Annotated in this window: 9 protein-coding genes; 6 read left to right on the top strand and 3 right to left on the bottom strand. The window is 64.8% G+C overall.

The genetic code is table 11. From position 1 onward, the window contains the following. Positions 1 to 168: 168 nt before the first annotated feature. Both ABID59_RS36685 and ABID59_RS36680 read right to left on the bottom strand, forming a co-directional pair. Positions 169 to 762, bottom strand: a complete 594-nt coding sequence (locus ABID59_RS36685; protein ID WP_148755130.1) for a DUF4337 domain-containing protein — start codon at positions 760 to 762, stop codon at positions 169 to 171. A 103-nt stretch (positions 763 to 865) separates the two neighbouring features. After that, the gene (locus ABID59_RS36680) at positions 866 to 1831 is read right to left on the bottom strand and encodes a tyrosine recombinase XerC (protein WP_148755131.1); all 966 of its coding nucleotides are present in this window, start codon (positions 1829 to 1831) and stop codon (positions 866 to 868) included. A 123-nt stretch (positions 1832 to 1954) separates the two neighbouring features. Between ABID59_RS36680 and ABID59_RS36675 the strand changes: the two genes are divergently transcribed. Continuing rightward, on the top strand, positions 1955 to 4165 hold the full coding sequence (locus ABID59_RS36675; RefSeq protein ID WP_354086585.1) for a primosomal protein N': 2211 nt from the start codon (positions 1955 to 1957) through the stop codon (positions 4163 to 4165). Between the two features lie 290 nt (positions 4166 to 4455). On the opposite strand, the gene ABID59_RS36670 is transcribed toward ABID59_RS36675, so the two are convergent. After that, positions 4456 to 4965 carry a septal ring lytic transglycosylase RlpA family protein gene (locus tag ABID59_RS36670; RefSeq protein WP_148755133.1) on the bottom strand — a complete coding sequence of 170 codons (510 nt, stop codon included), beginning with the start codon at positions 4963 to 4965 and terminating at the stop codon, positions 4456 to 4458. A gap of 659 nt (positions 4966 to 5624) precedes the next feature. Between ABID59_RS36670 and ABID59_RS36665 the strand changes: the two genes are divergently transcribed. The 5 genes from ABID59_RS36665 to ABID59_RS36645 all read left to right on the top strand — a co-directional run bounded on the left by ABID59_RS36665 (position 5625) and on the right by ABID59_RS36645 (position 10763). Continuing rightward, entirely contained in the window at positions 5625 to 6185 is a 561-nt protein-coding gene (locus tag ABID59_RS36665) for a F0F1 ATP synthase subunit delta (RefSeq protein ID WP_354086584.1), read from the top strand. Continuing rightward, a complete protein-coding gene (atpA, locus tag ABID59_RS36660; RefSeq protein ID WP_148755135.1) occupies positions 6185 to 7714 on the top strand; it encodes a F0F1 ATP synthase subunit alpha in 1530 nt (509 codons plus the stop codon). Before ABID59_RS36665 ends, atpA begins: the two co-directional genes overlap by 1 nt. Positions 7715 to 7888: 174 nt before the next feature. Then, on the top strand, positions 7889 to 8764 hold the full coding sequence (locus ABID59_RS36655; RefSeq protein WP_148755136.1) for a F0F1 ATP synthase subunit gamma: 876 nt from the start codon (positions 7889 to 7891) through the stop codon (positions 8762 to 8764). 52 nt (positions 8765 to 8816) lie between these two features. Next, on the top strand, positions 8817 to 10259 hold the full coding sequence (gene atpD / locus ABID59_RS36650) for a F0F1 ATP synthase subunit beta (protein WP_148755137.1): 1443 nt from the start codon (positions 8817 to 8819) through the stop codon (positions 10257 to 10259). A gap of 96 nt (positions 10260 to 10355) precedes the next feature. Then, positions 10356 to 10763, top strand: a complete 408-nt coding sequence (locus tag ABID59_RS36645) for a F0F1 ATP synthase subunit epsilon (RefSeq protein ID WP_354031114.1) — start codon at positions 10356 to 10358, stop codon at positions 10761 to 10763. Positions 10764 to 10904 lie beyond the last annotated feature (141 nt).

The following is a 10904-nucleotide window of genomic DNA, read 5'->3' as shown; positions in this document are numbered from 1 at the left end:
CTATTGGTCGCATCGTCGACACCTACACGCCCGCAGAATCCACAAACTACTTCGTGGCCGCAGGGTACTTGCAACCTGATCGGCTAACGCTCTAGAACCGAGGAGCCGCGGCGTACTGGATGCCCCGGCCAAGCCGGGGCATGACAGCGGTGTGCGTGGCAGCGCCCCTCACCCGTGCAGATGCAACAAATGCGGCGACCATGCGCCGAGCACGGTCATGCCAAGTCCGGCGAGCGTCAGCAGGCCGGCGATCCAGGCGAGCGGCAGCATGCCGGTGATGATGGTGGCCGACGCCAGCACGATGCCGATCTGGAATGCGGCCGACGCCAGCTCGAAGTGATGGTACTTCGCGGTCGCCTCGTCGCGCACGTGCTCGGCTTCCTTGGCCTTCTCGGCGAGCTGCTCGGTGCCTTCGCCGGTCTCGGGCTCGGAGCGGTAGCGCGCCGCGGTCTTCTGCCAATCGTCGATCTGCTTCTGCACCGCGGCCTTCATGGCGTCGTCGGTGGCGGCGCCCAGTGTCAGCTTGCCCTGGTCGGCGGCGGTCTGGACCACGGTGCGGCGGATGCTCTTGGCCTGGAAGAACGCCCAGAGGTTGGAGGCCTCGACGTTCTTGCTGATCGACTCGGTCTGGGCGCCTTTGCCGAGCGTCTCGGAGATCGCCAGGAACAGCGCCAGCACCGCGATCAACAGGGCGATCTTCTTGTTCTCACCGGATGCGTGCTCGGCATGCTCGGCGTGCTCCATGCTTTCGTGTGCGCTCATAAATCCCTCCTGCCTCGGTTCCGCAACGATTGACCGAACCGCGCGGCCTGCGCAAGAGGCATGCTCGCCAACAGAGCCTGCTATGACAGCTTCATGTCAGGTGTCAGCGCCTTGGATGCGCGCTCGCATAGACTTCCAGCAGCCGCTCGGAATCGATGCCGGTGTAGATCTGCGTGGTCGAGAGCGAGGAGTGGCCAAGCAATTCCTGGATCGCGCGCAGATCGCCGCCGCGCGAGAGCAGATGCGTGGCGAATGAGTGCCGCAGCGCGTGCGGCGTAGCGCTGTCGGGTAGTCCAAGCGCGCCGCGCAGCCGCTCCATCGCGAGCTGGATGATCCGCGGGCTCAGCGGACCGCCGCGGGCGCCGACGAAGATCGGCCCGTCCTGTGGCAGCGCATACGGGCACATCGCAACATATTCCTGCACCAGCGCGAGCACGTTTTGCAGCACCGGCACCATGCGGGTCTTGTTGCCTTTGCCTGTAACGATCAGCACGTCGCCTTCGCCTGCCTTCGGCACCTCGCGGCGCTTCAGGCCCAGCGCTTCGGAGATGCGCAGGCCCGAGCCATACAGCAGTGCCATCACGGCCGCGTCGCGCACCAGAATCCAGGTCTCGCGATCCTCGCCGGCGCGCTCGTCGGCGTCAGCCAGGCGCTTTGCCGACGCCATCGGCAGCGGCTTTGGCAAGGTTTTTGCGACCTTCGGCGCGCGGATCGCGGAGAGTGCTCCGACCTTGCCCTTGCCTTCGCGCTCCAGGAAGCGGCCGAAGGAGCGCAGGCCCGCGAGCGCGCGCATCAGGGAACGGCCGGCAATATCGTCGGCGCGCCGCATCGCCATGAAGGCGCGGATATCGGTGGCTTCCAGCGACGCAAACCGCGCCAGCGTCACGCGTTCACCCCAATGGCTGCACAGGAAATCCAGGCATTGCCGCAAGTCGCGGCCATAGGCCTCCAGCGTCTTCGGCGACAGCCGCCGTTCGGCGCCGAGATGCGCCAGCCAGCGTGCCATCTCCTGCGCGATGTCAGGATCGGCGCTGGCGAGCTCGATTGGAGGGGCGGCCGCTTTGCTCATGCGCTCTGGACGTAATGATTCCGCACAGTATATCGCATCACACCCGTTTACTGTTCGCTAAGGCGACGCCACGGCGCTAGCCTCAACTCCCCCAGGTTCCGATTCTCCGTCCAAAAATCATTCATGGATCATTCGTCGCGCAGCCAGACCGCCCCCGCCACCGCGACCCGCATGGTCGACGTGCTGGTGCCGGTCGCGCTCGACCAGACCTATTCCTACAAGGTGCCGCGCGGCATGGAGCTGAAGGCCGGCGATCTCGTCGGCGTGCCGCTCGGGCCTCGCGAGGTGCTCGCCGTGGTCTGGGCGGAAAACGCCAATCCCGATCCGCGCCTCCACAACCGCCTCAAGGAGGTCAACGAGAAGCTCGATCTTCCCCCGCTCAAGGGTGATCTGCGCGCGGTCGTCGACTGGGTCGCCAATTACACGCTGAGCCCGCGTGGCATGGTGCTGCGCATGTGCCTGCGGATGGGCGAGCATCTCGGGCCCGAGCGCGTGCGTGCCGGCGTGCGTCTGGCCGGCGATCCCCCGCGGCGGCTGACGCCGGCACGTCAACGCGTGATCGAGGTGCTGTCGGACCGGCTGCTGCACGCCAAATCCGAGGCCGCGAAGGAAGCCGGCGTGTCGGCCGGCGTGATCGACGGCCTCGTCGACGAGGGCACGCTCACGGTCGAGCCGATGCCGCCCCCGCCTCCGCCGCCGGCGCCCGATCCGGATTTCGGCCGGCCGGATTTTTCGCCGCTGCAGCGGGCCGGCGTGGATGCGATGCGCGCGCTCGCGGCCAACGGCACCTTCCACGTCGCACTGCTCGACGGCGTCACCGGCTCGGGCAAGACCGAGGTCTACTTCGAAGCCGTTGCGGAATCGATCCGCCGCGGCAAGCAGACGCTGATCCTGATGCCGGAGATCGCGCTCACCGGCCAGTTCCTCGATCGTTTCGCGCAACGTTTTGGCGTGCGCCCGATCGAGTGGCACTCCGAGCTCACGCCGCGTACCCGCGCGCGCAATTGGTCGGCGATTGCCGAGGGCAGCGCGCCGGTCGTGGTCGGCGCGCGCTCGGCGCTGTTTCTGCCTTACGCCAATCTCGGCCTCATCGTCGTCGATGAAGAGCACGACCAGGCCTACAAGCAGGACGAGGGCGTGCATTATCACGCCCGCGACATGGCGGTGGTGCGCGCACATATCGCCAAGATCCCGATCGTGCTGGCCTCTGCCACGCCGTCGGTCGAGTCCGAGGTCAATGCGCGCAAGAACCGCTATCAACGCATCGCGCTGCCGTCGCGCTTCGGCGGCCAGCACATGCCGCATATCGAGGCGATCGACATGCGCCGCGAGCCGCCCGCGCGCGGCCGCTTCATCTCGCCGCGGCTGGCCGGCGAGATCAGAACCGCGATCGAGAAGCGCGAGCAGGCGCTGCTGTTCCTCAATCGCCGCGGTTATGCGCCGCTAACGCTCTGCCGCGCCTGCGGCCATCGCTTCGCCTGCACCATCTGCGATGCCTGGCTGGTCGATCACCGCTTTCGCCAGCGTCTCGTTTGTCATCACTGCGGCTTCTCGATGCCGCGTCCGCAGACCTGCCCGCATTGCGCGGCGGAGGAATCGCTGGTCGCGGTCGGGCCCGGCGTCGAGCGCCTGCAGGAGGAGGCGGCCGCGCTGTTTCCGGAGGCGCGCACCATGGTGCTGTCGAGCGATCTCATCACCTCGATCGAGACCATGCGTTCCGAGCTTGCCGAGATCGCGGAGGGCCGCGTCGACATCATCATCGGCACGCAGCTCGTCGCCAAGGGCCACAATTTTCCGCGGCTCAACCTGGTCGGCGTGGTCGATGCGGATCTCGGCCTTTCCAATGGCGATCCGCGTGCGGCGGAGCGGACCTGGCAATTGCTCAACCAGGTGATCGGCCGTGCCGGGCGTGAGCAGGGCCGCGGCGTCGGCTATCTCCAGACCCATCAGCCGGATCACCCCGTGATGAAGGCGCTGATCGCCTGCGACCGCGAGGCCTTCTACGACAGCGAGATCGATCTGCGCGAGAAGACGCTCTATCCGCCGTTCGGCCGGCTCGCGAGCCTGATCATCTCGGCCGGCGACCGTCCGAGCGCAGAAGGCCTGGGCCGCAAGCTCGTTGCGCTCGCGCCGCGCGACGAGCGCGTGGTGGTGCTGGGCCCGGCCGAAGCCCCACTCGCCGTGATCAAGGGCCGCTACCGCTTCCGCATCCTGGTGAAATCGGCGCGCGGTTTTGATCTCTCCGATTATCTGCGGAACTGGCTCGCGGTATGCCCGAAGCCGAAGGGCAATCAAAAGCTCGAGGTCGATGTCGATCCGCAGAGCTTTTTGTAAGAGATCGCTCTCTCCTCTCGTGCCCCGGACGCGGCGCAGCGTCTCTTCGACGGTGCGCTGCAGAGCCGGGGACCATGTCGCAAGGGAACTCGCTGCTTCTGGGTCCCGGCTCTGCGCCGCAACGCCAAGCGGCGTTGCAGCTTGTCCGGGACACGTGCGTCATGACAGCCAACAAAAAAGCCCGCGGTCCCCCAAGACCACGGGCTTGTCTCACGCGCGCATCAAACTGCTCATGTCCATGCGGACGATGATGAAAACTGCGCGTGCGAGATGAGGCGCGTCGAACGCCGTTAGGAGACGACTTCCGCGGTGACGCGGCCGACGCCGGCGCCGGTGAGGCCGATGGCGCGGGCAGCGCCAGTGGAGAGGTCGAGCACGCGGCCGCGCACGAACGGGCCACGGTCATTGATGGTGACGATGACGCTCGAGCCGCCATGGGTGACGCGCAGCTTGGTCCCGAACGGCAGCGAACGGTGCGCTGCGGTCATGGCGTTCTGGTTGAAGCGCTGGCCCGAGGCGGTGCGGCTGCCGGACTCGTTGCCGTAAAAGGACGCCATGCCCGAGAAGCTGCGGCCCGTGCCCGACGACGGCGTCATCGACGCACTGGCGTTGCGCCAATCGGAGGTCGCGTTGGTATCGTCCTGGGCGTGGTGGCGGTGTTGATGGTGAGAGTAGCTGTGGTGATGCCTGGATTTGGCGGAAGCTTCGGTGGCAGTTCCCCCGACGAGGAGAGTTGCGGCGGCGAAAGCGATCGCCGTAGGCGGCCGGGTCAGAGCGCCCAGCGTCTTCAAAGACAGCATTTAGTGGTCCCTACGCTAGTATTGCCACATATGTGGCCAGTGGAGCCCCCATCAGTTTGTGAGCGGGTTGGCGTTTCGATTCCTAATGAGGCATGAATTGGGCAGTAGTTCTGTTATGTGTCGTGATGAAATATCTTGTGACCCGCGCGGATATTCCCGGGGATGTTCCGTAATCTTTCGCTTTAACAATTTGTTAACCCAAGTATTACTTCAGAATACTGTAGATGGAAGTCGTCGGCTTCAACATTTAGAATTCGATAAGTATTCGACGGACGAGCGCGGCGCGGATCTGGTCACGCCTCAGCGAGCCGTGTTCATGGCCGCTATGCGCTGAGGGCAGGAACGAATGGGCCACTTGCCGACGTAACGGTCGTGGCAATTCCGTGGCATGGCAGGTTCACGGCAGGTTGCTGGCGGGCCGGCGATCGATGACCGCAGCGTGCGACGAACTGGCGGGAAACTGCCGGGCCTTTAAGTTGCCGTCATGTTGCACGTGCGCGCCTGCTATGTTAGCAAAGCCGCGATTTTAACGGACCCGGCACGTCCCGTGTCGGCCGAGAATCAAAGTCCCGCTTGAATTCCAAGGGCTTGGATCGCTAGGCGCCGCTTCGTGGCGACGGTTTTTCCCTTGCGAATTTGACAGCTAAAAGAGCGCGTCTGTGGCTGCAGAAGATACGTCCGTTTCAGGTGTGTCGGGCCGTTATGCAACGGCCTTGTTTGAACTGGCCCGCGACCAGAAGGTGGTCGACGAGGTCAAGGCCGATCTCGAGCGGTTCGAGGGTCTGCTGAATGAAAGCGCCGATCTCAAGCGCCTCGTCCGCAGCCCTGTGTTCGCGGCCGATGCCCAGTCCAGGGCCCTTTCGGCCGTCCTGGACAACGCAGGCCTCGCCGGCATCTCCGCCAATTTCCTGAAAGTGCTGACCGCCAACCGCCGCCTGTTCGTGGTGGCTGACGTCATTCGCGCCTATCGCGCCCTTCTCGCCAAGTTCAAGGGCGAGGCGACCGCGGATGTCACCGTGGCGGAGGCGCTCTCGGACAAGAATCTCGACGCCCTCAAGGTCGCCCTGAAGTCGGTGACCGGCAAGGACGTCGCGCTCAACGTGAAGATCGATCCCTCGATCATCGGTGGCCTCGTCGTGAAGCTTGGCAGCCGCATGATCGATAGCTCGCTTCGCACCAAACTCAATTCGATCAAGCACGCGATGAAAGAGGCAGGCTGATGGACATCCGCGCCGCGGAAATTTCCGCGATCCTCAAGGACCAGATCAAGAATTTCGGCCAGGAAGCTGAGGTCTCCGAAGTCGGACAGGTGCTGTCCGTCGGCGACGGTATCGCTCGCGTCTACGGTCTGGACAACGTCCAGGCCGGTGAAATGGTCGAGTTCGAGAACGGCACCCGCGGCATGGCGCTGAACCTCGAGACCGACAATGTCGGCGTCGTTATTTTCGGTGCCGACCGCGAGATCAAGGAAGGCCAGACCGTCAAGCGTACCCGCGCCATCGTGGACGCGCCGGTCGGCAAGGGCCTGCTCGGCCGCGTTGTCGACGGCCTCGGCAATCCGATCGACGGCAAGGGCCCGATCCAGGCCGACAAGCGCATGCGCGTCGACGTCAAGGCGCCGGGCATCATTCCCCGCAAGTCGGTGAACGAGCCGATGGCGACCGGCCTCAAGGCGATCGATGCCCTGATCCCGATCGGCCGCGGCCAGCGCGAGCTGATCATCGGTGACCGTCAGACCGGCAAGACCGCGATCGCGCTCGACACCATCCTGAACCAGAAGCCGCTCAACGCGCAGCCCGACGAGAACATCAAGCTGTACTGCGTCTACGTCGCGATCGGTCAGAAGCGTTCCACCGTTGCCCAGTTCGTGAAGGTGCTGGAAGAGCAGGGCGCGCTCGAATACTCGATCATCGTCGCCGCCACCGCGTCGGATCCGGCGCCGATGCAGTACATCGCGCCGTTCACCGGCTGCACCATGGGCGAGTATTTCCGCGACAACGGCATGCACGCCGTCATCATCTATGACGATCTGTCCAAGCAGGCCGTCGCTTACCGCCAGATGTCGCTGCTGCTGCGCCGCCCGCCGGGCCGCGAAGCTTATCCCGGCGACGTGTTCTATCTGCACTCCCGCCTGCTCGAGCGCGCGGCGAAGCTGAACAAGGACCAGGGCTCCGGCTCGCTGACGGCATTGCCGGTCATCGAAACCCAGGCCAACGACGTGTCGGCCTACATTCCGACCAACGTCATCTCGATCACCGACGGTCAGATCTTCCTGGAGACCGACCTGTTCTTCCAGGGCATCCGCCCCGCGGTGAACGTCGGTCTGTCGGTGTCGCGCGTCGGTTCTTCGGCGCAGACCAAGGCCACCAAGAAGGTCGCCGGCAAGATCAAGGGCGAGCTCGCGCAGTACCGCGAAATGGCGGCGTTCGCGCAGTTCGGCTCCGACCTCGATGCCTCGACCCAGCGCCTGCTCAATCGCGGCTCGCGCCTGACCGAACTCCTGAAGCAGCCGCAGTTCTCGCCGCTGAAGATGGAGGAGCAGGTCTGCGTGATTTGGGCCGGCACCAACGGCTATCTCGATCCGCTTCCGGTCAACAAGGTGCGCGCGTTCGAGGACGGTCTGCTGTCGCTGCTGCGCGGCAAGAACACCGAGATCCTCAATTCGATCCGCGACACCCGCGACCTCACCGACGACACCGCTGCCAAGCTGAAGTCGGTGGTCGAGGGCTACGCGAAGTCTTTCGCATAAGAACACCGTCACGGCCGGGCTAAAGCGCGAAGCGCGTCTTCGCAATTGATGTCCCGGCCATCCACGCCTTGCCGTGTGGAAGACGAGACGTGGGTGCCCGGGACAGGCCCGGGCATGACGACAGAGACAGGCTAGCGGTTTGACCGCAAGGGATCGAACCGTCGGGGACGAAGAATGGCGTCACTTAAAGACATGCGCGTCCGCATCGCCTCCACCAAGGCGACGCAAAAGATCACCAAGGCCATGCAGATGGTCGCGGCGTCCAGGTTGCGCCGCGCCCAGCAAGCGGCCGAGGCGGCGCGGCCCTATGCCGACAAGATGAGCGCGGTGATCTCCAACATCGCCGGCGCCGCCGCAGGCTCGCCCGGCGCGCCGGCGCTGCTCGCCGGCACCGGCCGTGACCAGGTTCACCTGCTGCTGGTCTGCACCGGCGAGCGCGGCCTGTCCGGCGCCTTCAACTCCTCGATCGTGCGCCTCGCCCGCGAGCGCGCCCAGGCGCTGATCGCCCAGGGCAAGGAAGTCAAATTCTTCTGCGTCGGCCGCAAGGGCTACGAGCAGCTCCGCCGCCTCTACGACAAGCAGATCGTCGAGCACCTCGACCTGCGCGGCGTTCGTCAGCTCGGCTTCATCAACGCCGAGGACATCGCCAGGAAGGTGCTGGCCCGTTTCGACGCCGGCGAGTTCGACGTCTGCACGCTGTTCTACGCGCAGTTCAAGTCGGTGATTGCCCAGATCCCGACCGCGCAGCAGATCATTCCGCTCGTTGTCGAGGAAAAAGCGGCGAACGCGCCGACGACGTCCTATGAATACGAGCCGGAGGAAGATGAACTCCTCTCCGGCCTGTTGCCGCGCAACATCGCGGTGCAGATCTTCCGCGCGCTCCTGGAAAACAACGCCTCGTTCTACGGCGCGCAGATGAGCTCGATGGACAACGCCACCCGCAACGCGGGTGAAATGATTCGCAAGCAAACCCAGATCTACAACCGAACCCGTCAAGCCCAGATCACCAAGGAGCTGATCGAGATCATCTCCGGCGCCGAGGCGGTCTGACGCACGAACCAAACGACGGTCGTTCAAGTACAGAATTTCGAAGGAGAGCTTCATGGCTACAGCAGCTAACCAGGTCGGTCGCGTCACCCAGGTCATGGGCGCCGTCGTCGACGTTCAGTTCGAAGGCCACCTGCCGGCCATTCTCAATTCGCTGGAAACCAAGAACGGCAACATCCGCCTCGTGCTGGAAGTTGCTCAGCATCTCGGTGAGTCCACCGTGCGCACGATCGCGATGGACGTGACCGAAGGTCTGGTGCGCGGCCAGGCCGTGACCGACACCGGCCAGCCGATCGCGGTCCCGGTGGGCGACGGCACCCTCGGCCGCATCATGAACGTCATCGGCGAGCCGATCGACGAAGCCGGTCCGATCAAGTTCGAGGGCAAGCGCGCCATCCATCAGGAAGCGCCGAGCTACACCGACCAGTCGACCGAAGCTGAAATTCTCGTCACCGGCATCAAGGTCGTCGACTTGCTCGCGCCCTACGCCAAGGGCGGCAAGATCGGCCTGTTCGGCGGCGCCGGCGTCGGCAAGACCGTGCTGATTCAGGAGCTGATCAACAACGTCGCGAAGGCGCACGGCGGTTATTCCGTGTTCGCCGGCGTCGGCGAGCGTACCCGCGAGGGCAACGACCTCTATCACGAATTCATCGAGTCCAAGGTCAACGCCGATCCGCACAATCCGGATCCAAGCGTGAAATCGAAGTGCGCGCTGGTGTTCGGCCAGATGAACGAGCCGCCCGGCGCCCGCGCCCGCGTCGGCCTCACCGGTCTGACCGTCGCCGAGCACTTCCGCGACCAGGGCCAGGACGTGCTGTTCTTCGTCGACAACATCTTCCGCTTCACCCAGGCCGGCTCGGAAGTGTCGGCGCTGCTCGGCCGCATCCCGTCGGCGGTGGGTTATCAGCCGACGCTCGCCACCGACATGGGCGCGCTGCAGGAGCGCATCACCACCACGCAGAAGGGCTCGATCACCTCGGTGCAGGCCATTTACGTTCCGGCCGACGACTTGACCGATCCGGCGCCCGCGACCTCGTTCGCGCATTTGGACGCCACCACGGTGTTGAACCGCGCGATCTCGGAAAAGGGCATCTATCCGGCGGTGGATCCGCTCGACTCGACCTCGCGCATGCTCTCGCCGCTCGTCGTCGGCCAGGAGCACTACGACACCGCGCGTCAGGTCCAGCAGGTGCTGCAGCGCTACAAGTCGCTCCAGGACATCATCGCCATTCTCGGCATGGACGAGCTCTCGGAAGAGGACAAGCTGACGGTGGCCCGCGCCCGCAAGATCGAGCGCTTCCTGTCGCAGCCGTTCCACGTCGCCGAAATCTTCACCGGCTCGCCAGGCAAGTTCGTCGACCTCGCGGACACCATCAAGGGCTTCCGCGGCCTCTGCGAAGGCAAGTATGACCACCTGCCGGAAGCCGCCTTCTACATGGTCGGCACCATCGAAGAGGCGATCGAGAAGGGTAAGAAGCTGGCGGCCGAGGCCGCCTAAGCTGGCGAATAGCGAATAGGGAGTGGCGAGTAGAATCTATTCGCCATTCGCTACTCGCCACTCGCCTGGTCGCTACTCACCATTCGCAGGTAACCCATGGCCACCTTCCACTTCGATCTCGTCTCTCCGGAAAAGCTCGCCTTCTCGGGCGAGGTCGATCAGGTCGACATTCCCGGCGCCGAGGGTGATTTCGGCGTGCTTGCGGGTCATGCGCCGGTCGTGGCTGCGATCCGCCCCGGCATCCTCACCATCACCACCGGCGGCCGGCACGAGAAGATCATCGTGCTCGGCGGCCTCGCCGAAGTCTCCGAGAAGGGCCTGACCGTGCTCGCCGACGTCGCGACGTCGCTGGCCGAGCTCGACCGCGCCAAGTTCGCCGAGACCATCTCGGACATGGAAGAGGGCCTCAAGGAGCACGAAGGCACCGAGCTCGATCAGGCCATCGAGCGGCTCGATCACTACAAGAGCATCCAGCAGCAGCTCAGCTCCACGGCTATGCACTAAGCCCCGGCGCACTGCGTCGGGGCTCAAGCCTAGAATTCCTGAAAAAGTTCAGCGCTCGTCACGGTTGTGGCGGGCGCTGAAACTTTGTTGCACCGCGCCGCCGATAGCGGCATTCTGCCGCCGCGGATGAGGTTCCAGGGC

Source organism: Bradyrhizobium sp. S3.3.6, from assembly GCF_040546905.1.
GTDB classification, from domain to species: domain Bacteria; phylum Pseudomonadota; class Alphaproteobacteria; order Rhizobiales; family Xanthobacteraceae; genus Bradyrhizobium; species Bradyrhizobium cytisi.
This window is presented reverse-complemented; position numbering and strand designations above follow the sequence as displayed.

Excerpts from the sequence above, each read along its gene's own strand:
- ABID59_RS36685 (WP_148755130.1), bottom strand. The coding sequence starts at position 762 with ATGAGCGCACACGAAAGCATGGAGCACGCCGAGCATGCCGAGCACGCA.
- ABID59_RS36680 (WP_148755131.1), bottom strand. The coding sequence starts at position 1,831 with ATGAGCAAAGCGGCCGCCCCTCCAATCGAGCTCGCCAGCGCCGATCCT.
- ABID59_RS36675 (WP_354086585.1), top strand. The coding sequence starts at position 1,955 with ATGGATCATTCGTCGCGCAGCCAGACCGCCCCCGCCACCGCGACCCGC.
- ABID59_RS36670 (WP_148755133.1), bottom strand. The coding sequence starts at position 4,965 with ATGCTGTCTTTGAAGACGCTGGGCGCTCTGACCCGGCCGCCTACGGCG.
- atpA (WP_148755135.1), top strand. The coding sequence starts at position 6,185 with ATGGACATCCGCGCCGCGGAAATTTCCGCGATCCTCAAGGACCAGATC.
- ABID59_RS36655 (WP_148755136.1), top strand. The coding sequence starts at position 7,889 with ATGGCGTCACTTAAAGACATGCGCGTCCGCATCGCCTCCACCAAGGCG.
- atpD (WP_148755137.1), top strand. The coding sequence starts at position 8,817 with ATGGCTACAGCAGCTAACCAGGTCGGTCGCGTCACCCAGGTCATGGGC.
- ABID59_RS36645 (WP_354031114.1), top strand. The coding sequence starts at position 10,356 with ATGGCCACCTTCCACTTCGATCTCGTCTCTCCGGAAAAGCTCGCCTTC.